General features: G+C 59.8%; 19 protein-coding genes and 5 pseudogenes. 12 read left to right on the top strand and 12 right to left on the bottom strand.

Going from position 1 to position 23,360, the window contains the following annotated elements; all coding sequences use genetic code 11:
- Nucleotides 1-20: 20 nt before the first annotated feature.
- Together H040_RS28095 and H040_RS28090 are read right to left on the bottom strand one after the other, a co-directional pair.
- On the bottom strand, nt 21-884 hold the full coding sequence (locus H040_RS28095; RefSeq protein WP_371260234.1) for a methyl-accepting chemotaxis protein: 864 nt from the start codon (nt 882-884) through the stop codon (nt 21-23).
- Nucleotides 876-1,631 (bottom strand): annotated as a pseudogene (locus tag H040_RS28090) (MCP four helix bundle domain-containing protein); the annotation flags it as partial. The gene H040_RS28095 and the pseudogene H040_RS28090, both read right to left, overlap by 9 nt.
- Nucleotides 1,632-1,924: 293 nt before the next feature.
- Here H040_RS28090 and H040_RS11630 point away from each other — a divergent pair.
- The 3 genes from H040_RS11630 (at nt 1,925) to H040_RS11620 (ending at nt 4,585) form a co-directional block, all read left to right on the top strand.
- Nucleotides 1,925-2,155 (top strand): hypothetical protein, encoded by a 231-nt coding sequence (locus tag H040_RS11630; protein WP_027917546.1) that lies wholly within the window; start codon nt 1,925-1,927, stop codon nt 2,153-2,155.
- On the top strand, nt 2,152-2,454 hold the full coding sequence (locus H040_RS11625) for a cell division protein ZapA (protein ID WP_027917545.1): 303 nt from the start codon (nt 2,152-2,154) through the stop codon (nt 2,452-2,454). The genes H040_RS11630 and H040_RS11625 overlap by 4 nt, the downstream gene beginning before the upstream one ends.
- Nucleotides 2,455-2,647: 193 nt before the next feature.
- The gene (locus tag H040_RS11620) at nt 2,648-4,585 is read left to right on the top strand and encodes a methyl-accepting chemotaxis protein (RefSeq protein ID WP_027917544.1); all 1,938 of its coding nucleotides are present in this window, start codon (nt 2,648-2,650) and stop codon (nt 4,583-4,585) included.
- Nucleotides 4,586-4,696: 111 nt separating this feature from the next.
- Here the strand turns inward: H040_RS11620 and H040_RS11615 are convergent, their stop codons facing one another.
- Nucleotides 4,697-5,737, bottom strand: coding sequence for a threonine aldolase family protein (locus tag H040_RS11615; RefSeq protein WP_027917543.1), 1,041 nt, complete (start codon nt 5,735-5,737; stop codon nt 4,697-4,699).
- A 550-nt stretch (nt 5,738-6,287) separates the two neighbouring features.
- On the opposite strand from H040_RS11615, the gene H040_RS11610 reads away from it, so the two are divergent.
- The 7 genes from H040_RS11610 (at nt 6,288) to fdhA (ending at nt 15,327) form a co-directional block, all read left to right on the top strand.
- Nucleotides 6,288-7,541 carry a serine hydroxymethyltransferase gene (locus tag H040_RS11610; RefSeq protein WP_027917542.1) on the top strand — a complete coding sequence of 418 codons (1,254 nt, stop codon included), beginning with the start codon at nt 6,288-6,290 and terminating at the stop codon, nt 7,539-7,541.
- A gap of 15 nt (nt 7,542-7,556) precedes the next feature.
- Nucleotides 7,557-8,807, top strand: coding sequence for a sarcosine oxidase subunit beta family protein (locus H040_RS11605; protein WP_003255680.1), 1,251 nt, complete (start codon nt 7,557-7,559; stop codon nt 8,805-8,807).
- A gap of 14 nt (nt 8,808-8,821) precedes the next feature.
- Complete coding sequence (locus H040_RS11600; protein ID WP_027917541.1) at nt 8,822-9,157, top strand: sarcosine oxidase subunit delta; 336 nt, start codon at nt 8,822-8,824, stop codon at nt 9,155-9,157.
- Complete coding sequence (locus tag H040_RS11595; protein WP_027917540.1) at nt 9,154-12,171, top strand: sarcosine oxidase subunit alpha; 3,018 nt, start codon at nt 9,154-9,156, stop codon at nt 12,169-12,171. The genes H040_RS11600 and H040_RS11595 overlap by 4 nt, the downstream gene beginning before the upstream one ends.
- Before the next feature lie 180 nt (nt 12,172-12,351).
- The gene (locus H040_RS11590) at nt 12,352-12,984 is read left to right on the top strand and encodes a sarcosine oxidase subunit gamma (RefSeq protein ID WP_027917539.1); all 633 of its coding nucleotides are present in this window, start codon (nt 12,352-12,354) and stop codon (nt 12,982-12,984) included.
- A gap of 12 nt (nt 12,985-12,996) precedes the next feature.
- Nucleotides 12,997-13,854 (top strand): formyltetrahydrofolate deformylase, encoded by an 858-nt coding sequence (purU, locus tag H040_RS11585; RefSeq protein WP_027594310.1) that lies wholly within the window; start codon nt 12,997-12,999, stop codon nt 13,852-13,854.
- A 273-nt stretch (nt 13,855-14,127) separates the two neighbouring features.
- Complete coding sequence (fdhA, locus tag H040_RS11580; protein WP_027917538.1) at nt 14,128-15,327, top strand: formaldehyde dehydrogenase, glutathione-independent; 1,200 nt, start codon at nt 14,128-14,130, stop codon at nt 15,325-15,327.
- Between the two features lie 58 nt (nt 15,328-15,385).
- On the opposite strand, the gene H040_RS11575 is transcribed toward fdhA, so the two are convergent.
- The 8 genes and pseudogenes from H040_RS11575 to H040_RS11540 all read right to left on the bottom strand — a co-directional run bounded on the left by H040_RS11575 (nt 15,386) and on the right by H040_RS11540 (nt 20,599).
- Nucleotides 15,386-16,294, bottom strand: a complete 909-nt coding sequence (locus tag H040_RS11575; protein WP_081784247.1) for an RHS repeat-associated core domain-containing protein — start codon at nt 16,292-16,294, stop codon at nt 15,386-15,388.
- A 202-nt stretch (nt 16,295-16,496) separates the two neighbouring features.
- Nucleotides 16,497-16,700 carry a hypothetical protein gene (locus H040_RS11570; RefSeq protein ID WP_027917537.1) on the bottom strand — a complete coding sequence of 68 codons (204 nt, stop codon included), beginning with the start codon at nt 16,698-16,700 and terminating at the stop codon, nt 16,497-16,499.
- A 170-nt stretch (nt 16,701-16,870) separates the two neighbouring features.
- Nucleotides 16,871-17,125: pseudogene (locus H040_RS11565) on the bottom strand (DUF3077 domain-containing protein).
- 96 nt (nt 17,126-17,221) lie between these two features.
- Nucleotides 17,222-17,494 carry a hypothetical protein gene (locus H040_RS11560; protein WP_050437182.1) on the bottom strand — a complete coding sequence of 91 codons (273 nt, stop codon included), beginning with the start codon at nt 17,492-17,494 and terminating at the stop codon, nt 17,222-17,224.
- Nucleotides 17,495-17,749: 255 nt separating this feature from the next.
- The gene (locus H040_RS11555; protein WP_256208030.1) at nt 17,750-18,724 is read right to left on the bottom strand and encodes an RHS repeat-associated core domain-containing protein; all 975 of its coding nucleotides are present in this window, start codon (nt 18,722-18,724) and stop codon (nt 17,750-17,752) included.
- Between the two features lie 87 nt (nt 18,725-18,811).
- A pseudogene (locus tag H040_RS27740) lies at nt 18,812-19,072 on the bottom strand (DUF3077 domain-containing protein).
- Between the two features lie 174 nt (nt 19,073-19,246).
- Nucleotides 19,247-19,452, bottom strand: a pseudogene (locus H040_RS27735) (hypothetical protein).
- 256 nt (nt 19,453-19,708) lie between these two features.
- On the bottom strand, nt 19,709-20,599 hold the full coding sequence (locus tag H040_RS11540; protein WP_081784245.1) for an RHS repeat-associated core domain-containing protein: 891 nt from the start codon (nt 20,597-20,599) through the stop codon (nt 19,709-19,711).
- Between the two features lie 311 nt (nt 20,600-20,910).
- On the opposite strand from H040_RS11540, the gene H040_RS11535 reads away from it, so the two are divergent.
- Nucleotides 20,911-21,486 carry a DUF2780 domain-containing protein gene (locus H040_RS11535; RefSeq protein ID WP_027917536.1) on the top strand — a complete coding sequence of 192 codons (576 nt, stop codon included), beginning with the start codon at nt 20,911-20,913 and terminating at the stop codon, nt 21,484-21,486.
- 222 nt (nt 21,487-21,708) lie between these two features.
- Here H040_RS11535 and H040_RS11530 read toward each other — a convergent pair whose 3' ends face one another.
- A complete protein-coding gene (locus H040_RS11530) occupies nt 21,709-22,689 on the bottom strand; it encodes an RHS repeat-associated core domain-containing protein (RefSeq protein ID WP_081784244.1) in 981 nt (326 codons plus the stop codon).
- Nucleotides 22,690-22,875: 186 nt separating this feature from the next.
- On the opposite strand from H040_RS11530, the pseudogene H040_RS11525 reads away from it, so the two are divergent.
- A pseudogene (locus tag H040_RS11525) lies at nt 22,876-23,181 on the top strand (DUF2780 domain-containing protein); the annotation flags it as partial.
- Nucleotides 23,182-23,360 lie beyond the last annotated feature (179 nt).

Raw genomic sequence — 23,360 nt, 5'->3', positions numbered from 1 at the left:
GCGGCCCCGGCATTCTCAAGTCAGGTGCGGAAGCGGGCTACCAGGCCATTCAGATCCACCGCCAGGCGCGACAGCTCCGCACTCGCCGCGCTGGTCTGATGCGCCCCGGTAGCACTCTGCACCGACAGGTCGTTGATGTTCACCAGGTTGCGGTCCACCTCCCGCGCCACCTGGGCCTGTTCTTCTGCCGCACTGGCAATCACCAGGTTACGCTCGTTGATCTGCGCCACAGCGCCGGCAATGGTGTCCAGCGCCATGCCCGCACCCTTGGCGATATTCAGCGTCGACTCGGCGCGTTCGGTGCTGGTACGCATCGATTCCACCGCTTCTTCGGTACCGCCCTGGATGCTGCCGATCATGCGCTCGATCTCGCTGGTCGACTGCTGGGTACGATGGGCCAGCGCCCGCACTTCATCCGCCACCACGGCAAAACCACGACCGGCCTCACCGGCACGTGCCGCTTCGATCGCGGCGTTGAGCGCCAGCAGGTTGGTCTGGTCGGCCAGGCCGCGGATCACGTCGAGCACCTTGCCGATGTCGCGCGATTGCTCGGCCAGGTGGGTGATCAGCTTGGCGGTGGCCTGCACGTCACCGCTCATGCGTTCGATGGCGCCCACGGTTTCCATGACCAGGTCACGACCGTCGCCGGCCGAGCGGCTGGCTTCGCTTGAGGCCTCCGAAGTGCTGACCGCGTTGCGCGCCACTTCTTCCACGGCGCTCGTCATCTCGGTGACGGCGGTAGCTGCCTGCTCGATTTCATTGTTCTGCTGCTGCAGACCACGGGCGCTTTCGTCGGTGACGCAATTCAGCTCTTCGGCTGCCGAGGCCAGCTGGGTGGCGGAACCGGCGATCAGCTGCAGGGTGTCGCGCAGCTTGTCCTGCATGCGGGCCATGGCGCGCTGCAGGCGGGCGGCTTCGTCGCTGCCTTCGGCGCGGATCACCTTGGTCAGGTCGCCGTCGGCCACCTGTTCGGCTGCCTGCAGGGCCTCTTCGATCGGCTTGACGATGCTGCGGGTCAGCAGGAAGGCGCAGAGGAAGGTCAGCACGGTGGCGGCGATCAACAGGCCGATCACCAGGGCGAAGGCGGCGGCGTACTGGTTGGCGGCGGTTTGGTTGGTGGCGCGGGTCTGGTCGGTATTGATCTGTACCAGGGTGTTCATGACCTTGTTGATCTGGTCGGAGTTGGCCAACAGGTCGCGGTTGAGCAGGTCACGCAGCTCGTCCAGGCGGCCGGCCTGGCTCAGGCTGCGCATGCGCGACTCGAGCTGGCGGTACTGGTTGAGCAACTGGGTGTACTGGTCGAAGGCAGCCTGCTCGTCCGCAGCACCGATCATCGGCAGGTAGGCCTGGCGGGCACGGTCGATCTGGGCGTTGCGCTGGTCCAGCAGATTGAGGGTGTCGCGCTGGGTTTCCGGCTCACGGTTGAGCAGCAGGCGGTAGGACAGGGTGCGCATGCGCAGGTTGAGTGCGGTCAGCTCGTCCAGGGTCTTGATGCTGGGCACGCTCACATTTTCGATGGCCACGCCGGCTTGTCGGATGTTGCCCATCTGCATGAGCGAGAAAATACCAAGGCCGAGCATGAGTACGCCGATCAGGGCGAACCCGAGCAACGCGCGCGGGGCGATGTTCATGTTGCGAAGAGACATGGGTAAAAGTCCAGGCAAGGAATAGGGGGGGGCGCGGTCCGTGCGACGAAATATGACCTGCCTGTCTATCGGTCGTGACTCATCAGTCTTGAGGCTGACTGACGGAAAATGTGAGCCTGCTAACTATTTACCTGACCGGCGGTTGATCCAGGTCGGAACAAGGGGCCCGATACCCTGTCAATCTGCGGGGTAGAAACCTTAAGAATCCGATATTTAATGGCGGGGGCTCACGCTTTTCTTTATCGTGTGCGCCCTTTGCAACAACCCGAGATAGACCCATGCTGGAAGCCTCCCTGAATCAACTCGAGCAACTGGTCAGCGACCTGATGCAGAAAAACGCTCAACTCACCGAGCAGAACACCACCCTCGGCCAGGAACTGGCCCAGGCCAAGGAAGAAAACGAGACCCTGCAGCTGTCGCTGATGGAGCAGGAAGAAAAGAATGGCGCTACCGCCGCGCGTATCCAGGCGCTGGTTGACCGCGCCAGCGCAGGTGTCGTCGGCGCATGAGACTGCAAGCGCAGCCGATCAATGTCGTGTCGATCCTCGGCAGCGACTATTCGATCAAGGCGCCCGAAGGCCAGGAAGAGACCTTGGCCCAGGCAGTGCGGATGCTCAATACCGCGCTGAACGAGACCAAGCGCCAGTACCCGACCCTGATCGGTGACAAGTTGCTGGTACTGGCCGCGCTGAATCTGTGTTCCAAGCAGGTCGAACTGCAGAAGGAGCACCAGCAGACCCTCGAGCGTACCCAGGCGCAGATCGATGCCACCGTCGATGCCATCGTCAAGACTATTGCTGAGTCTTGATCAATCCCTGGGGTCGCTTTGCGACCCTTTCGCGGCACAAGGCCGCTCCTACCGGTAACGCATGCCCTTTGTAGGAGCGGCCTTGTGTCGCGAAAGGACTGCGAAGCAGTCCCATTGTTCCAGATCACTGGATTAACTGAATACGCAAGTGTATACACTTCTCGCAAAACAATAATTAGCGGGGAGCAGGGGCATGCGTATCTGGCGTAAAAGCATCCAGTGGCAATTGATCGCAAGCATGGGCGCCGCCCTGCTGGCGAGCATTCTGGTGGTGGTGGTCATCTTTACGGTGGCGCTCAACCGCCTGACCGAGCGTTACCTGGTCGACACCGCCTTGCCGGCCAGTATCGAAGCGATCCGCAATGACATCGAGCGCATGCTCGGCCAGCCGTTGGTGGCTGCAGCCGACATTGCCGGTAATACGCTGCTGCGCGACTGGCTTGCCGCTGGCGAAGATCCCGCTCAAGCCCCTCAATTTCTGGAATACCTCCAGGCTGCCAAGCAGCGCAACCATGCATTCACCGCGTTGTTCGCCTCGACCGAAACGGGCAACTACTACAACGAGAATGGCCTGGATCGCACCCTCAGCCGCAGCAACCCCAATGACAAGTGGTTCTACGGCTATATCGACAGCGGTGCCGAACGCCTGGTGAACATCGATATCGATCATGCGACGGGCGAGTTGGCGCTGTTCATCGACTACCGGGTGGAAAAGGCCGGCAAACTGGTCGGCGTGGCTGGTATGGGCCTGCGCATGGCCGAGTTGTCGAAACTCATCCACGACTTCAGCTTTGGCGAGCACGGCAAGGTCTTCCTGGTGCGCAACGATGGCCTGATCCAGGTGCACCCGGATAACGCCTTCAGCGGCAAGCGCCAGCTCGCCGAACAGATGGGTGAGGACACCGCCAGGGCGGTAATGGCCAAGGGGGGGCAACTGCACAGCGGTCGCTTCAGCCGCGATGGCGAAGACTATCTGGCGCTGGGATTGCCCTTGCGCGACCTGAACTGGACCTTGGTGGCCGAGGTACCGAAGTCGGAAATCTACGCACAGATGCGCCAGGCGGTGTGGCTGACCAGCCTTATCGGCGGTGCGGTTGCATTGGTTTCGCTGCTGCTGGTGGTGGTGCTGGCGCGTGGGTTGGTGCGGCCGATTCGTCGCGTTACCGCCGCGCTGGTACAGATTGGCAGTGGCAGTGGCGACCTCAGCCATCGCCTGGACGATTCCCGTCAGGATGAACTGGGCGACCTGGCCCGTGGTTTCAACCGCTTCCTCGACAGCCAGCGCGGCTTGATCGGTGAGGTGCTGCGCACCAGCGGGCGCCTGCATCAGGCAGTGGAGCAGGTGACCCAGGTTGTGGATAACACCGCCGAACGTTCCGGGCGGCAGCAGGAGATGACCGAGATGGTCGCCACTGCCGTGCATGAGATGGGCCTGACCGTGCAGGACATTGCCCGTAACGCCGGTGATGCGGCCCAGGCATCGCAAACTGCGCGGGATGAAGCCATGCAGGCGCGTGAGGTGGTACGGCGCTCGATCCAAGGCATCGAGGGCATGTCGGGGGACATCGGCATGGCTGCTGATGCGGTGAGCCAGTTGGCCGATGAAGTCGCCTCGATCGATGAAGTACTGGCGGTGATTCGTAGTATTTCCGAACAGACCAACCTGTTGGCATTGAATGCTGCAATCGAAGCGGCCAGGGCAGGGGAGATGGGGCGTGGGTTTGCCGTGGTGGCAGACGAAGTGCGCACCTTGGCCCGGCGCACACAGCTGTCCACCGATGAAGTGCAGCAGATGATCCAGCGCCTCAAGCAGGGCGCAGGCTCAGCGGTGAGCTCGATGCAGGCAGGGCAGCGCGCGACGGGCAGTGGTGTGGAGTCGAGCCAACTGACCGGCGCGTCGTTGGGTGCGATCACCGATCAGGTCGAGCATATCAGCGACATGAACCATCAGGTGGCCACGGCGACCGAGGAACAGTCGGCGGTGACTGAAGAAATCAACCGGACGGTACAGGGGATTTCCGATCTGGCGCGGGAGACGGCGGCCGAGGTGCAAGGTTGCCGGGAGGAGTGCCAGGCGTTGCGTGGGCTGGCCGACGACCTGGCGCGGCAGATGGGCGGGTTCAAGCTTTAGCATGCGGGGGCCGCTGTGCGGCCCTTTCGCGACACAAGGCCGCTCTTACAAGGCGTTGCGGCCTCCTGTAGGAGCGGCGTCGAAGGACGGCGAAGCCCTACCGGCCATCTGTCAGGCGCTGATGATGCTGCGGATATCCGCCGCCAGTTCCCGCACCCGCTCTTCTTCGGTATCCCATGAGCACATGAACCGTGCGCCGCCACTGCCAATGAAGGTATAGAACCGCCACCCCTTGCCACGCAGTGCTTCAATCGCCGGCTCCGGCATCTGCAGGAACACCCCGTTGGCCTCCACCGGGAACATCAGTTCCACCCCTGGCAGGTCACTCACCAGTGACGCCAGCAACTGCGCGCAATGGTTGGCGTGGTTGCCGTGGCGCAACCAGGCGCCATCTTCCAGCAGCCCCACCCACGGCGCCGACAGGAAGCGCATCTTCGACGCCAGTTGCCCGGCCTGCTTGCAGCGGTAGTCGAAGTCCTCGGCCAGCTGGCGGTTGAAGAACAGGATCGCCTCGCCCACCGCCATGCCGTTCTTGGTGCCGCCAAAGCACAGCACATCGACACCGGCCTTCCAGGTCAGCTCGGCCGGGCTGCAGCCAAGGAACGCGCAGGCATTGGTGAAGCGTGCGCCGTCCATGTGCAGGTTAAGGCCAAGCTCCTTGCAGGTGGCGCTGATTGCCTTGAGCTCGTCAGGACGATAGACGGTACCGACCTCGGTAGCTTGGGTAAGGGTGACCACTCGCGGTTTGGGGTAATGGATGTCCTGGCGCTTGAGTGCCACTTCGCGGATCGATTGCGGCGTCAGCTTGCCATTGACACTGGGCGCGGTGAGCAGCTTGGAGCCGTTGGAGAAGAACTCCGGCGCGCCACATTCGTCGGTCTCGACGTGGGCGGTCTCGGAGCAGATCACGCTGTGGTAGCTCTGGCACAGGGAGGCCAGGGCCAGGGAGTTGGCGGCGGTGCCGTTGAAGGCGAAGAACACCTCGCAGTCGGTTTCGAACAGTTTGCGGAAGTACGCCGAGGCACGCTCGGTCCACTGGTCGTCGCCGTAGGCGCGGTCGTGGCCGCGGTTGGCTTTCTCCATCGCCGCCCAGGCTTCGGGGCAGATGCCGGAATAGTTGTCGCTGGCGAATTGTTGGCTCTTATCTGTCATGACACTGTCCTGTGAACGACGCAGAACAGCACTCTAAACCATCGATTCAGCGGTTGCCTATACAAGCAGCCCAACCGTCTATTTATCGGTTGCCCATGCCGGCCTCTTCGCGGGTAAACCCGCTCCCACAGGGATACCACAAGCCTTCAGAACACTGCCGTACCTGTGGGAGTAGCCCAACCGTCTATTTATCGGGTGCCCATGCCGGCCTCTTCGCGGGTAAACCCGCTCCCACAGGGATACCACAAGCCTTCAGAACACTGCCGTACCTGTGGGAGTAGCCCAACCGTCTATTTATCGGGTGCCCATGCCGGCCTCTTCGCGGGTAAACCCGCTCCCACAGGGATACCAAAGCCTTCAGAACACTGCCGTACCTGTGGGAGCGGGTTTACCCGCGAAAGGGCCGGCACGGTCAACACCCAAGCCAATGTCGTAAACGCGCCATTGCAAGGCGTGCGCAGGCATCTGACCCACCCCGCCCAGTCATAACATCGCCACAAAGGGCCACAGTGCCCCACGACAAAAAACGATCGCTGCCGGGAGATACACGATGTTCAGCAAGCAAGACCAGATCCAGGGTTACGACGATGCACTGCTGGCGGCGATGAATGCCGAAGAACAGCGTCAGGAAGATCACATCGAGCTGATCGCTTCGGAAAACTACACCAGCAAGCGCGTGATGCAGGCCCAGGGCAGCGGCCTGACCAACAAGTACGCCGAAGGCTACCCAGGCAAGCGCTACTACGGCGGCTGCGAGCACGTCGACAAGGTCGAGGCGCTGGCCATCGAGCGCGCCAAGCAGCTGTTCGGCGCCGACTACGCCAACGTCCAGCCACACTCCGGTTCCTCGGCCAACGGTGCGGTCTACCTGGCCCTGCTGCAGGCCGGTGACACCATCCTCGGCATGAGCCTGGCCCACGGCGGCCACCTGACCCACGGCGCCAAGGTGTCGTCCTCGGGCAAGCTGTACAACGCTGTGCAGTACGGCATCGACACCAAGACTGGCTTGATCGACTACGACGAAGTCGAGCGCCTGGCGGTCGAGCACAAGCCGAAGATGATCGTTGCCGGTTTCTCGGCCTACTCCAAGACCCTCGACTTCCCGCGTTTCCGCGCCATCGCCGACAAGGTCGGTGCGCTGCTGTTCGTCGACATGGCCCACGTCGCCGGCCTGGTTGCCGCGGGCCTGTACCCGAACCCGATCCCGTTCGCCGACGTGGTTACCACCACCACCCACAAGACCCTGCGCGGTCCACGTGGCGGCCTGATCCTGGCCAAGTCCAACGAAGAGATCGAGAAAAAGCTCAACGCCGCAGTATTCCCGGGCGCCCAGGGCGGCCCGCTGATGCACGTGATCGCCGCCAAGGCGGTGTGCTTCAAAGAGGCCCTGGAGCCTGAGTTCAAGAACTACCAGAAACAAGTCATCGAAAACGCCCAGGCCATGGCCCAGGTGTTTGTCGACCGCGGCTACGACGTGGTCTCCGGCGGCACCGACAACCACCTGTTCCTGGTCAGCCTGATTCGCCAGGGCCTGACCGGCAAAGATGCCGACGCCGCCCTGGGCCGCGCGCACATCACCGTCAACAAGAACGCCGTGCCGAACGACCCGCAGTCGCCGTTCGTCACTTCTGGCCTGCGCATCGGCACCCCGGCCGTGACCACCCGCGGCTTCAAGGTCGCCCAGTGCGTAGCCCTGGCCGGCTGGATCTGCGACATCCTCGACAACCTCGGTGACGCTGACGTCGAAGCCGATGTGGCGAAGAACGTCGCGGCCCTGTGCGCCGACTTCCCTGTTTACCGCTGAGTGGAGTAAACGACCATGCAACGCTACTCGGGCTTCGGCCTCTTCAAACACTCCCTCAGCCACCACGAAAACTGGCAGCGCATGTGGCGCACGCCGACCCCTAAAAAGGTCTACGACGTGGTTATCGTCGGCGGTGGCGGCCATGGCCTGGCCACGGCTTACTACCTGGCCAAAGAGCACGGCATCACCAACGTTGCCGTGATCGAGAAAGGCTACCTGGGCGGCGGCAACACTGCCCGTAACACCACCATCGTGCGGTCCAACTACCTGTGGGACGAGTCGGCGCACCTGTACGAGCACGCCATGAAGCTGTGGGAAGGCCTGTCCCAGGACCTCAACTACAACGTCATGTTCTCCCAGCGCGGTGTCTACAACCTGTGCCACACCCTGCAGGACATGCGTGACTCCGAGCGCCGTGTTTCCGCCAACCGCCTCAACGGCGTCGATGGCGAGCTGCTCAACACTGCCCAGGTCGCGGCCGAAATCCCGTACCTGGACTGCTCGAAGAACACCCGTTACCCGATCCTCGGCGCAACCGTTCAGCGCCGTGGTGGCGTGGCCCGTCACGACGCCGTGGCCTGGGGCTTCGCCCGTGCCGCCGACGCCCTGGGCGTGGACCTGATCCAGCAGACCGAAGTGATTGGCTTTCGCAAGGAAAACGGCGCGGTCATCGGCGTGGAAACCAACAAAGGCTTCATCGGTGCCAAGCGCGTTGGTGTGGTCACCGCCGGTAACTCCGGGCACATGGCCAAGCTGGCCGGCTTCCGCCTGCCACTGGAATCGCACCCGCTGCAAGCGCTGGTATCCGAGCCGATCAAACCGATCATCGACTCGGTGATCATGTCCAACGCCGTTCACGGTTACATCAGCCAGTCCGACAAGGGCGACCTGGTGATCGGTGCCGGTATCGACGGCTGGGTCGGCTACGGCCAACGTGGTTCCTACCCGGTGATCGAGCACACCCTGCAGGCCATCGTCGAGATGTTCCCCAACCTCTCGCGCGTGCGCATGAACCGCCAGTGGGGCGGCATCGTCGACACCTCGCCGGACGCTTGCCCGATCATCACCAAGACCCCGGTCAAGAACATGTTCTTCAACTGCGGTTGGGGGACCGGTGGCTTCAAGGCGACCCCGGGTTCGGGCAACGTCTTCGCCGCAAGCCTGGCCAAGGGCGAAATGCACCCACTGGCCGCGCCGTTCTCCATGGACCGTTTCTACAACGGCGCACTGATCGACGAACACGGCGCCGCCGCCGTCGCCCACTAACCGGAGACACCGTCATGTTGCATATTTTCTGTCCCCACTGCGGCGAGCTGCGCTCCGAAGAAGAGTTCCACGCCTCTGGCCAGGCGCACATCGCCCGCCCGCTGGACCCCAACGCCTGCACCGACGAGGAGTGGGGCACCTACATGTTCTACCGTGACAACCCACGCGGTATTCACCATGAGCTGTGGGACCACGTTGCCGGCTGCCGCCAGTACTTCAACGTCACCCGTAACACCGTGACTTACGAGATTCTGGAAACCTACAAGATTGGCCAGAAGCCGCAAGTGACTGCTGATGGCAAAGCTGCGAACGCACCGTCCGCCGTCAAAGGCCAAGGGGAAAAAGTATGAGCCAGACCTATCGCCTCGCCAGCGGCGGCCGTATCGACCGCAGCAAGGTCCTGAACTTCACCTTCAACGGCAAGACCTACCAGGGTTATGCCGGTGACAGCCTGGCCGCTGCCTTGCTGGCCAATGGCGTCGACATCGTCGGCCGCAGCTTCAAGTACTCGCGCCCACGCGGCATCATCGCTGCCGGTACCGAGGAGCCGAACGCCATCCTGCAGATCGGCTCCAGCGAAGCCACACAGATCCCTAACGTGCGTGCCACTCAGCAGGCGCTGTACGCAGGCCTGGTCGCCACCAGCACCAACGGCTGGCCGAACGTCAACAACGACGTCATGGGCATCCTTGGCAAGGTCGGTGGCAGCATGATGCCGCCGGGCTTCTACTACAAAACCTTCATGTACCCGAAATCGTTCTGGATGACGTACGAGAAGTACATCCGCAAAGCCGCCGGCCTTGGCCGTGCGCCGCTGCAGAACGACCCGGACAGCTACGACTACATGAACCAGCACTGCGACGTGCTGATCGTCGGCGCCGGCCCTGCTGGCCTGGCCGCCGCCCTGGCCGCTGCACGCAGCGGTGCCCGGGTGATCCTGGCCGATGAGCAGGAAGAGTTCGGCGGCAGCCTGCTCGACACCCGCGAAACCCTCGACGGCAAGCCGGCCGCCGACTGGGTCAACGCGGTGGTCAAAGAGCTCGAAGGCCTGCCGGAAGTGACCCTGCTGCCACGCGCCACGGTCAACGGCTACCACGACCATAACTTCCTGACCATTCACGAGCGCCTCACCGACCACCTCGGCGACCGCGCCCCGATCGGCCAGGTTCGACACCGTGTGCACCGCGTCCGCGCCAAGCGCGTGGTCCTGGCTGCCGGCGCCCACGAGCGCCCGCTGGTGTACGGCAACAACGACCTGCCGGGCAACATGCTGGCAGGTGCTGTGTCCACCTACGTACGCCGCTACGGCGTGGCGCCGGGCCGCAAGCTGGTGCTGTCGACCAACAACGACCACGCCTACCGCGCCGCGCTGGACTGGCACGACGCTGGCCTGCAGGTGGTTGCCATTGCCGACGCCCGCCACAACCCACGCGGTTCGCTGGTTGAAGAAGCACGTGCCAAAGGCATCCGCATCCTCACCTCCAGCGCCGTGATCGAGGCCAAAGGCACCAAGCACGTCAGCGGCGCCCGTGTGGCCGCCATCGATGTGCAGGCGCACAAGGTCACCAGCCCTGGCGAAACCCTCGAATGCGACCTGATCGCTACCTCCGGTGGCTACAGCCCGATCGTGCACCTGGCTTCGCACCTGGGCGGTCGCCCGGTATGGCGTGAAGACATCCTCGGCTTCGTGCCGGGCGATGCCCCACAGAAACGCGAATGCGTAGGCGGCATCAACGGGGTCTACGCCCTGGGCGACGTGATTGCCGATGGCTTCGAAGGCGGCGCTCGCGCAGCCACCGAAGCCGGCTTCAAAGCCACCGTTGGCAGCCTGCCGAAAACCGTTGCGCGCAAGGAAGAGGCCACCGTGGCGCTGTTCCAGGTGCCGCACGACAAAGGCACGGCCCGCGCACCCAAGCAGTTTGTCGACCAGCAGAACGACGTCACCGCAGCCGCCATCGAACTGGCCACCCGCGAAGGCTTCGAATCGGTCGAGCACGTAAAACGCTACACCGCACTGGGCTTCGGTACCGACCAGGGCAAGCTGGGCAACATCAACGGCCTGGCCATCGCCGCCCGTTCGATCGGCATCACCATCCCGGAAATGGGCACCACCATGTTCCGCCCGAACTACACGCCGGTGACTTTCGGTGCGGTAGCCGGTCGCCACTGTGGCCACCTGTTCGAGCCGGTACGCTTCACCGCCCTGCATGCCTGGCACGTGAAGAACGGTGCCGAGTTCGAAGACGTCGGCCAGTGGAAGCGCCCTTGGTACTTCCCGAAAGCCGGTGAAGACATCCATGCTGCCGTGGCGCGTGAATGCAAGGCCGTGCGCGACAGCGTGGGCCTGCTGGACGCCTCGACCCTGGGCAAGATCGACATCCAGGGCCCGGATGCCCGCGAGTTCCTCAACCGCATCTACACCAACGCCTGGACCAAGCTCGACGTGGGCAAGGCCCGCTACGGCCTGATGTGCAAGGAAGACGGCATGGTCTTCGACGACGGCGTGACCGCCTGCGTCGGCGACAACCACTTCATCATGACCACCACCACCGGCGGCGCCGCCCGCGTGCTGCAGTGGATGGAGCTGTACCACCAGACCGAATGGCCAGAGATGAAGGTGTACTTCACCTCGGTCACCGACCACTGGGCGACCATGACCCTGTCTGGCCCGAACAGCCGCAAGCTGCTCAGCGAACTGACCGACATCGACATGGACAAGGAAGCCTTCCCGTTCATGACCTGGAAGGAAGGCAATGTTGGCGGCGTGCCAGCCCGCGTGTTCCGTATCTCGTTCACCGGTGAGCTGTCGTACGAAGTCAACGTGCAGGCCAACTACGCCATGGGCGTGCTGGAGCAGATCATCGAGGCGGGCAAGAAGTACAACCTGACCCCGTACGGCACCGAGACCATGCACGTCCTGCGTGCCGAGAAGGGCTTCATCATCGTTGGCCAGGATACCGATGGCTCGATGAACCCGGACGACCTCAACATGAGCTGGTGCGTTGGCCGCAACAAGCCGTTCTCGTGGATCGGCCTGCGTGGCATGAACCGCGAAGACTGCCTGCGCGACAACCGCAAGCAACTGGTAGGCCTCAAGCCGATCGACCCAACCAAGTGGCTGCCAGAAGGCGCCCAGCTGGTGTTCGATCCGAAGCAACCGATCCCGATGGACATGGTCGGCCACGTTACCTCCAGCTATGCCTCCAACTCCCTGGGCTATTCGTTCGCCATGGGTGTGGTCAAGGGCGGCCTCAAGCGCATGGGCGAGCGTGTTTATTCGCCACAGGCCGATGGCAGCGTGATCGAGGCGGAGATCGTGTCTTCGGTGTTCTTCGATCCGAAGGGTGAGCGGCAGAACGTTTGAGGCTTCACCAGTAGCACTGGCTGGAATGCGGTCTGTGTGGGAGCGGGTTCACCCGCGATTGCGATGGTGGATTCACCGCCCTCTTCGCGGGTAAACCCGCTCCCACAGGATCTCCACCGTCAGTGCCAACAGGTTCTACCTCAGGTCTTCGCGATCAACAGAATTCAAGGCAGGTAAGAAATGAGCGCTATCAACGTCTTCCAGCAAAACCCCGGCAGCGATGCCAAGGCCCAGTCGCCACTGCACCACGCCGACCTGGCCAGCCTGGTCGGCAAGGGCCGCAAGAACGCAGGCGTGACCCTGCGGGAACGCAAGTTCCTCGGCCACCTGACCCTGCGTGGCGATGGCCACAACCCGGAATTCGCCGCTGGCGTGCACAAGGCCCTGGGCCTGGAGCTGCCGGTTGCCCTGACCGTGGTCGCCAACAATGAGATGTCGCTGCAATGGGTAGGCCCGGATGAGTGGCTGCTGATCGTGCCCGGCGGCCAGGAGCTGGCAGTGGAGCAGAAGCTGCGCGCGGCCCTCGACGGCCAGCACATCCAGGTGGTCAACGTCAGCGGCGGGCAGAGCCTGCTGGAGCTGCGCGGCCCGAACGTGCGCGAAGTGCTGATGAAGTCCACCAGCTATGATGTTCACCCGAACAACTTCCCGGTGGGCAAGGCAGTCGGCACCGTGTTCGCCAAGTCGCAACTGGTGATCCGCCGCACCGCCGAAGACACCTGGGAACTGGTGATCCGCCGCAGCTTCGCCGACTACTGGTGGCTGTGGCTGCAGGACGCTTCGGCCGAATACGGCCTGAGCATCGAGGCTTAAGGAGAGCAGAACATGAGTCGGGCACCGGATACCTGGATTCTCACCGCCGACTGCCCGAGCATGCTCGGCACCGTCGACGTGGTGACGCGTTTCCTCTACGAGCAGCGCTGCTACGTGACGGAGCACCACTCCTTCGATGACCGGCAGTCGGGGCGCTTCTTCATTCGCGTCGAATTCCGCCAGCCGGACGATTTTGACGAGGCGGGCTTCCGTGCCGGCCTGGCCGAACGCAGCGAAGCGTTCGGCATGGCCTTCGAGCTGACCGCACCCAATCACCGCCCCAAGGTGGTGATCATGGTGTCCAAGGCCGACCACTGCCTGAATGACTTGCTGTACCGCCAGCGCATCGGGCAGCTGGGCATGGACGTGGTCGCGGTGGTGTCCAACCACCCCGACCTCGAACCCTTGGCGCACTGGCACAAGATTCCTTACTACCACTTCGCACTCGACCCCAACGACAAGGCCGGGCAAGAGCGCAAGGTGCTGCAGGTGATCGAGGAGACCGGCGCCGAGCTGGTGATCCTTGCCCGTTACATGCAGGTGCTGTCGCCTGAGCTGTGCCGGCGCCTGGATGGCTGGGCGATCAACATTCACCACTCGTTGCTGCCCGGGTTCAAGGGCGCCAAGCCTTATCACCAGGCGTACAACAAGGGCGTGAAAATGGTTGGCGCCACGGCGCACTACATCAACAACGACCTCGATGAAGGGCCGATCATTGCCCAGGGCGTCGAGGTGGTGGACCACAGCCATTACCCGGAAGACCTGATTGCCAAGGGGCGCGACATCGAGTGCCTGACCCTGGCGCGGGCGGTGGGGTATCACATCGAGCGCCGGGTGTTCCTCAACGCCAACCGGACTGTCGTTCTCTGAACATTTCTGGGGCTGCTTTGCAGCCCTTTCGCGACACAAGGCCGCTCCTACAGGTATCGCATTCTCCTGTAGGAGCGGCCTTGCGTCGCGAAAGGGGCGCACAGCGGCCCCAGCTTTTCCCCTGCCGTTAAAAGGCATCTCCCTGTCGTTTCCAGTCAGTGCAAACCGCCGTATCAAGCCCACAATTCCCTGCATTCCAGTAACACATGCCGCCCATGGACGGCGGCGCGTTCCACCACCGCTGCATAAATAAAAATCAAGCGAGGTAAGAGCATGTCTGGCAATCGTGGAGTGGTGTATCTCGGCGCTGGCAAGGTCGAAGTACAGAAGATCGACTACCCGAAAATGCAAGACCCACGCGGCAAGAAGATCGAGCACGGCGTGATCCTCAAGGTGGTCTCCACCAACATCTGCGGCTCCGACCAGCACATGGTCCGCGGCCGCACCACTGCCCAGGTCGGCCTGGTCCTGGGCCACGAAATCACCGGTGAAATCGTCGAGCTGGGGCGTGACGTAGAGCGCCTGAAGATCGGCGACCTGGTGTCGGTACCGTTCAACGTCGCGTGCGGGCGCTGCCGCTCGTGCAAAGAGATGCACACCGGTGTCTGCCTCACCGTCAACCCGGCCCGCGCTGGCGGCGCCTACGGCTATGTCGACATGGGCGACTGGACCGGCGGGCAGGCCGAGTACGTGCTGGTGCCGTACGCCGACTTCAACCTGCTGAAACTGCCGGATCGCGACAAGGCCATGGAAAAGATCCGTGACCTGACCTGCCTGTCCGACATCCTGCCGACCGGCTACCACGGCGCCGTCACCGCCGGCGTAGGCCCAGGCAGCACCGTCTACGTCGCGGGTGCCGGCCCGGTCGGCCTGGCCGCCGCCGCCTCGGCGCGCCTGTTGGGCGCCGCCTGCGTGATCGTCGGTGACCTCAACCCAGCCCGCCTGGCCCACGCCAAGTCCCAGGGCTTCGAAGTGGTCGACCTGTCCAAGGACACCCCGCTGCACGAGCAGATCGTCGACATTCTCGGTGAGCCGGAAGTGGACTGCGCCGTCGACGCCGTCGGCTTCGAAGCCCGCGGCCATGGCCACGAAGGTGCCAAGCACGAGGCACCGGCCACCGTGCTGAACTCGCTGATGCAAGTTACCCGCGTTGCCGGCAACATCGGTATCCCGGGCCTGTACGTGACCGAAGACCCAGGCGCGGTGGATGCCGCTGCCAAGATTGGCGCGCTGAGCATCCGCTTCGGCCTGGGCTGGGCCAAGTCGCACAGCTTCCACACCGGCCAGACCCCGACCATGAAGTACAACCGCCAGCTGATGCAGGCGATCATGTGGGACCGCATCAACATTGCCGAGGTGGTGGGTGTGCAGGTGATCAACCTGGATCAGGCGCCTGAAGGGTATGGCGAGTTCGATGCAGGGGTGCCGAAGAAGTTTGTGATTGACCCGCACAAGATGTGGGGCGCGGCGTAATATTCGTTGAATGAATATAGCCCTTCGCATTGAGGGGCTATATTTTTTGTTTTTAATCTTATAATTGAGGCACTTTTAGAGTTTTTCGTATCCCCTCATTTATCCTTTGCATTTCGTCCTCAGAATCTGAGCCGTACGGTGTTGAATCAGTTGACGGGGTTCTGCGATTTTGTGCCGCACGGAAATTTCTCGCGATTCGAATGTTGTCCAGCAGCGCTTCTGTTGGTGCATCAGTTGAGGGGAACTGAGAGATATCTATATCTGACCGTCGAACTAGCAGTTCACCTGCATGTGCTTTGGCTATATTTTTCTCTTTGCCGAGTGCGGCGCCGATCAATCTTTCGGGCTTGTCAAGTAAGCGCTTGATGCTTTGCAAGGCCGGTTTTGTCATTGTGTTCAAATGTTTGTTTGCTTTTGATAGTGATATTGCAGAATCAAAGTCAAGATGCTTGATAATGTTGGTAAATATATCAGGCTCAGTCAGGTTCGTTATTTTTTTAGCGAGGGGCATATGTCCGGACGGGTCTGAAAGGTTTACTGGGTCGCATCTGACAAAGCAGTAAGTGTTCAGCCCGCCGGCACCAAATGGGCTCAGCCGGTCAGTTGAACAGAAGCGCATTGAAACAGTACTGTATCTTCGATAACCATTGCCTAGTAGATACCCCCGGGAACTCACGTCATAAAACTCACCCTTGAATCCCATCACGGCGCGGGTTGATAGCGACCTAGGGTCGTGTCCGTATGCAGAATAACTGCGGGTTTGCTCTTTTTCAGCGTCCAACGCCTTGAGCACCGACCCCTTATCATCTGTGGCTAGCAGGCTGGACGTTGAGTCACCTTGTAGTTGCTGCTCAGCTAGCGGTAACCCAGCACCGCGAAAGATGGAGCGATGCTGATCGCCCTGTTTCACGGTGACCAGATTGTTGCCCTGGTAGAAGAAGAGCGAGCGGTTCGAGGCTTTGCTCATGATTCAAGTCACTGCCGTGCTGGATGATTGGAGGCTGCTCGAAGCTCATCTTGAATAGGACCAGGGATTTTGATTCTGGCAGAAATAACAGTTTCTTAGGCTCACGCGGGCCCTGTGGGAGCCAGCTTGCCGGCGATGAGGCCGGCAGGGCCGACGCGAGACTAAGCGCATCATCCCCAACTCAGCATCATTCAACGGCGCCTTACTCGTCATGGTTTTGCACCACAAGTACCGAGCCTTTGTCATCGGTGGCCAGCAAGCCGCCGGTCTGGGTTTTGTCTGTACTCAGCTCTGCCAGCGGTTGTTCCGCATTGCGGAAGATGGCGACATGCTGGTCGCCTTGTTTCAAGGTGATCAGCTTGTCGCCCTGGTAGAAGAAAAGCGAGCGGTTCGATGTTTTGCTCATGATTCAAGTCCCTGCCGTGCTGGATGAATGGAGGCTGCTCGAAGCCCATTCTGAACAGCCGCAGGGATTTTGATACTGGCAGAATTACTAGTTTTGTGGCCTGAAAGGGGGGGCCTGTGGGAGGGCTTGCCCGCGAAGAGGTCAGCCCTGCCAACCCGTCAATCAGCGCATCATCCCAACTCTGCATCATCCATCAGCGCCTTGGCCAGCGCGCTCAGATAATGCGAGGCCCAAAGTCACTGCGGTTTGTTGTCCATCAGGCCGTCAAGGGTCAAGTCCCGCACATAGCCCATCAGTTCCGAGGCCTGTTCGCGCGGGCTCTGGCAGGGAATGCCCGGGGCAATGCAGAACAACGGGTGGGTGTGGCCTTCGCCCTGCTAGAAAAATGTCTTGCGTACGGTGGTCTTGGTGTCGTCGCTGGTCATGATTCAATCTGCCTGAAGTTTCTCGACTGGCAGGCCCGGCCCTATCGCGGCTGAAGCCGCTCCTACAGGCCCTGTGCGGCCCCTGTAGGAGCGGCTTTAGCCGCGAAGGGCCAGCCCAGCCAACACAAGGCTCAAGCCCTCGTGCAGCGTTCGCGGCTCCGCCGGTATCTGCGCCTGGATCAACGCCGCCTCAAGCAGCACCCGCAGCGCTTCAAGCTCATGCATTGTGGCCACCATCAGAATCGAGGCCGGCGACTTGGGCTGCAGCAGAATTGCCTGATGCGCGACGGTTTGAACGCACAGCGCGTAGTCTGTGGCCTGGATGAGGGTGTCTTCGAGGGAATGGGATTTGTGGTAGATCGGGGACAATCTTAGGCTCTGTGTGAAACGCCTTGATACTCGGTGATGCTGCGTTGGAAACAGCCCCGGAATGCTCATTACAACCCGTAAACTCCGCTTCCTTGGCTGTTTCGCCTTGCCTGACCTTCGTCTCAAGGCGTTTCACGCAGACTCTAAGCGCTTGGGTAGGCCAAGTCGAACCGAACAATGAATGCTGTCAGGGTTGATATGAGCAATTGAGGCCTCTCGACTGGAGAGGCGCTTGCGCGCAGCGCGAGGCAGTGCTTAGCTTTGTCGAGTATTTTTCACTATTAGCCAAATACCTACGCCAATTATCACGAATGCAGTTAATATCTCGAATGCCGAGCCCCTGCCAGTGCCGGCGCTATCATAATCGTAGGGCCTTCGGTTGACTTTTGTTTTCGTATTTTGTGATGAGTTATTATCACGGTTGCGAGGCATTATAGTGTTTGAGGAGGAAGGTGTGGGGGCTGAAATAATACTTGATGCAACAGTGTAATTGGTCGCTGGAGAGGATGAAGTTGTACCAGGTAAAAGTCGTGGTTGTCGTTCAGAGGGTTGTGATGCATTGATCGCTCGGCTTGTGGTGTTGGTTTGTGGTGTGTCAAAGAACTGCGGTGTACTTTTGGGGCTATGAAACCCATAAGTGCCAAATTTGGCCGTTGCGGCCCGGATCTGTCTGAGACCGTTTTGAACAACCGCAATCGGTTTCTGTAGCACCGTTACCCGAAATTCACCCGTAGGGTCGAGCCGATTGATCGGATCCCCTCCACAGTATGCCGATGGGTGCAGCCCACCTTTCTCGAATGGGCTCAATTTGTCATTGCTGCAGAAGCGCATGAGTGAGGGGTTGTATATTCGACGTCCAGCACCCAAGGGGTACCCTTGAGTAAGCGGATCACACCACTGCCCGTTAAATCCAAGCAATGCGTGCAGTTTTTCTGTGGCCAAGTATCCGTAGGGTGAATACGCCACTGATCCGGATGCAAGCCCCAGGACTGAATTAGCATGGTCAACACGAAGCATCTCTGCTGTTCGCGATTGAGCAAGTTGGGCCAGCGCCACGTCATTTGCCCATAACACGTGCCGATTGCCGTTGGCGGCTACTTCTGTTGCCAATTGATCGGTTTTATAGAAATGTAAGCTCTGCTGCGGTGCCAGAGTCTGTTTGCGCTTGCGAGTGGAAGAGGTACTCATGATGGCGGCCTGAGAAGTCATTGCTGTATCGGCACTTTGCATGGCTTTAAAGTCCATCACAACTAGCAATTTTAACAGGTCACAAGATTGAGACGGTCTGCAAACGTGGTGCAGTCGCCAATCCATCACTCAGCCCATCATCACCAACTCAGCATCATCCATCAGCGCCTTGGCCAACGCGCCAAATAATGTAAAGCCCAAAGTAACTGCGGTTTGTTGTCCATCAGGCCGTCAAGGGTCAAGTCCCGCACATAGCCCATTAGTTCCGAGGCCTGTTCGCGCGCTCTGGCAGGGAATGCCCGGGGCAATGCAGAACAACGGGTGGGTGTGGCCTTCGCCCTGCTAGAAAAATGTCTTGCGTACTGTGGTCTTGGTGTCGTCGCTGGTCATGATTCAATCTCCCTGAAGTTACTCGACTGACAGGCCCCGCCCTTTCGCGGCTAAAGCCGCTCCTACAGGCCTTGTGCGGCCCCTGTAGGAGCGGCTTCAGCCGCGAAGGGCCAGCCCAGCCAACACAAGGCTCAAGTCCTAGCGCAGCGTTCGCGGCTCCGCCGGCATCTGCGCCTAGATCAACGCTGCCTCAAGCAGCACCCGCAGCGCTTCAAGCTCATGCATTGTGGCCACCATCAGAATCGAGACCGGTGATTTGGGCTGCAGCAGAATCGCCTGATGCGCCACGGTTTGGGCGCACAGCGCGTAGTTCTTGGCCTAGATGAGGGTGTTTTCGAGGGAATGGGAGGCGTGGGTTGAACGGGGACGATCTTTAGCATGATGAATGATGCCACCACCGACCTGCTGTCAAACAAGAGGGTGGCAGCTGTACCTGGGTTGACAGACCGGTAGGTCAACCAAAACCCGGCGCACGTGAGTGCCCCGCACAGCTGCCATAGAAGCAAAGCCATGTGGTTGACGAAAGCGGCCTGTCAAAGCCGGTCGCTGATTTTGTATCGTCCGCCCAGAGTTTGGAGCCGCATTACGTCTCACAGGTAGCATTCAAGTTGTTACATGATTCGGCGCCGGTGATGTTCATGCTTGTCGGATGGTCGCCATGGAAGCGGCTACTTCAATGGGGTTGCTGTCTTTAGTTAGAAGGTCTAAATAGATACGATGGTTTTCTTTTGTGAAGTATCGGGTTTTTGTATTGACTGAGGCTTCAATGAAGGCGTTTAAATTTGCTAGCGTCTTGGTTGTTTCATTTAACCTGCTCTCGTAATATTCGAGTTTTAACTTCTCGGTGCGAGTGTTTCCGGGCAGTGTCTTTTGACCATGGTTTGGTGCGTTTATTGCTCGGTATTTATTAAACTTGTTTGTAAGAAACCGATGTTCTTGAGTGACTTCATATTTGGTGGCTTTATATTCATTCTTGCTTAGCGATCGATGTTTCACCTCTGCATATGTGCGGATCGTACGCGTCGCGGAGCCATACCGTGAACTTGAAGTTTCGCGGCTAAATCCGCTGGTGAGATATTTCCAAATGAAGTGGCCAGAGGGATCGGTATTATTGATAGGGTCATCCTGACAGTAGGCATAGGCATTAATGCCGCCATTGTCGAATGGACTTTGATTGTCAGGTGATTGGAAGCGCATCAAGTGCGTACTGAACGTGCGATAGCTGCCCAGAATATAGTTGCCAAGAAAATCATCTAAATATTCCCCATTAAAAGCTGATAGCGCGGCTGCGGCGCTGCTGTAGCCATAAGCTGAGTAAACGTTTTTTTGGCTGGCGTTAGGTGTGCAAGCCTCTAGCACGGAGCCACTATTACTTATCATTAGTAAGTCGGCGTTTGCTCTTTGTGGTTTCAGTTCGGCTAACGATAATTCAGGCGTTCGAAAAATCCTGTTTATGAGGTTGTCATTGCCTAAGTTAGATATGTTTCCTTTGTTGTAAAAGAATTGCACGGATGTTTGTTTGTTCATGAGGTTGCTCCCTTTGCCGTGGCTTCGATAGAGCTGTATCAGTGTGGCTCAGCCCGGTTGCAGTGTCGGATCATCTGCGCCACTGACTTATACTGATCACAACCTCCATAGAATCAATCCAGAAGCGAATGCTCGGCTACTGGCAAAAATGATAGGTACGCAGAATAGGCCAGCAGACCTCAGGTGACGTTTTGGAGATCGGGCTAATTAAGTGCTTTTGATCACGCGACACGGGGCCTGGAACAAATCTCCGATCCTCCAGTCAAACGCCTCGTTTCCGCAGGCCATCACGGCCCATGAGGTCCCTCCCGATGAAAGCATTCACCCTGGCAACCCTGATGACCCTGGCCGCAAGCCCGGTGTTCGCCTTCAACTTCAGCGACGCCGCCAACGCCGTCTCCGCCATGCAGACCCAGAAGCAACAAGGCCAGGTACAAGCGCCGGAAGGGCAGGCCAATCTGCTCAATACCCTGGGCAGCCAGTTGAACATCACCCCCGAACAGGCCGTGGGCGGGGCAGGGGCGATGTTGGGGCTGGCGCGCAACAACCTGAGCAGCGACGACTATGGCCAGCTGACCAAGGCGGTGCCGGGCCTGGATCTGCTCTCCGGTGCCAACGCGCTTGGCGGCCTCAGCGGCTTGGGTGATCTGCTTGGCAAGAACAGCGAGAAACAGTCTGCCCTGAGCAATGCCCTGGGCAACGACGTCGAAAACCGCAGCGACCTGGACAGCGCCTTCAAGGCGCTGGGGATGGATACCGGGATGATCGGCCAGTTTGCCCCGCTGATTCTCCAGTATCTCGGTCAGCAGGGCATTGCCGGGTCGCTGCTGCAGAGCCTGGGCAGCCTGTGGACTAACCCTGCGCCGACGACCACGCCGTCTGTTTGAGTGGGCTGGCTCTGCAACCTACCCACAGCGAACTCCCGGGCAGTTCCGTTCTCGCTAGATAAAGGCCCTGCGGAATCACTGGGCCTTTTACCTATTTGTGCCGACATCACCTGAGGTAGCGATATCGTTAAAAAACCTCTTTAGCGAGTGATTGCTTTGGCGCAATCTACAAGCGCTAGGGTCGGCCCTTTATTTTCGAGAGCGGGCCGCGGGTCTAAACATTCATATGAGCGATTGAAGATCCTCTTGACCGCGAGCATTACGAATTTTTACCAGAGGCCTCCATATGATCTGGAGGGGTTGCTGATCATTGTAATACTGTGTCTCCTTAAGAGTAAGGTGTGAATATTTAGTTTCTCTTTCTTGTCTATTCAATATGTGAGTTGACGAACTGGGTGTGGGCTTGGAGATTCTCGTTGTGCGTGCGGGTTGTTGTCGATCTTTCACGGCAAGGTAATGGTTATTGGTTAAGATTTCATCCCGGGTGTAAGAGGGTATGTCGACCCCAAGGGCCATGTGTTTTTGAACGGCCTTGTGTTCCAAAATTTCATATTTTGCAAGTTGGGATCTGGCGCGTGCTAACTCCGTGTGCTTATTTGGGTATAATCTGTCTGGGGTAGACAATCCGGTTGCTATAAAGTGGCGTTTATTGATGACTTCCCGCCTAGCATTCAATAGTTCGATATTTGCCTGCATGATCCTAGCTTGGCGGGAGTGTGCAGGTAGCGATGTGGGTCGAGGTCGGAATTGAGCTGAGTGTCCACTCGGGTCAATTTTGTTAGTGGGGTCTCCCACGCAATAGCAATAGGCGTTGATCCCTCCGCGATCAAAAGGACTTAAGTTATCGGGTGAATGGAAACGCATTGCCGTCGGGCTAAAAAGCCTATAGCCGTTGCCCAGCGCATAACACTGGGTAGCCAGGTCTAACATTTCACCGTTGAATCCAATGGCGTTCTCTTGTGACTGATTGAGTTCGAAGCCATAGCATGAGTAGTTGCGTATTTCATCGTGGTCGCCATGGACGACCCGCAATACAGATCCGCTGTGACTGGTCGCCAGCAAGGCGAGATCGGCTGCACTGGATTTGTCAGTGAGCAGCGTTCCGCCGTGGCGTAGTAACCTCCTGGTTGTATCGCCCGTTTTTACAGCGCTCACCTTGCCGTCCTGATAAAACAGACGATTTAGTTTCTTGTCAGCTCGCATTTTATTCTCCTGGTGGCTCAACACCCGGTCTGCTCGTAGGGTGTCACAAGCATGCTGAGTACGTAGGTATTGGCGCTACTGGCAAAACTGATAGGTAAGCGGAGCATGGCGTGCTTGATGCTCCCAGAACACCGACTTACGGTCCTGAACAACCCTGATTTCCCATGCCCCCTGAGCAGGCCGTGGGCCGTGCCGGGCCTGGACCTGCTGTCGGGCGCCTATGCCTTGGGCGGGCTGAGCGGGTTGGGTGAGTTGCTGGGCAGCGACAAGGGCAGCCAGTCGGCCCTGGACAAGGCGTTGGGCAACGATGTGGAGAACCGTGGCGACCTGGACAATGCCTTCAAGGCGCTGGGGATGGATACCGGGATGATCGGGCAGTTTGCGCCGTTGATTCTGCAGTACCTGGGGCAGCAGGGGATTGCCGGGTCACTGTTGCAGAATCTGGGGAGTTTGTGGACTACTCCGGCGCCGTTGACACAACCTTCGGTCTGAGGAATTTGTAGCGCCAGTGCTGGAATCTGTAGGAGCGGCCTTGTGTCGCGAAAGGGCCGCGCAGCGGCCCCAGGATTTCAGCTTCACCTTTAAGATTGCAGGGGCCGCGTTGCGGCCCTTTCGCGACACAAGGCCGCTCCTACAGGTGCAGTGCAGGCTACAAGATCGATGTATCCCAG

The sequence above is a fragment of the Pseudomonas sp. URMO17WK12:I7 genome, assembly GCF_003269045.1.
GTDB lineage: Bacteria > Pseudomonadota > Gammaproteobacteria > Pseudomonadales > Pseudomonadaceae > Aquipseudomonas > Aquipseudomonas putida_J.
The sequence above is the reverse complement of the archived record's forward strand: the minus strand, read 5'-3'. Positions and strand labels throughout refer to the sequence as shown.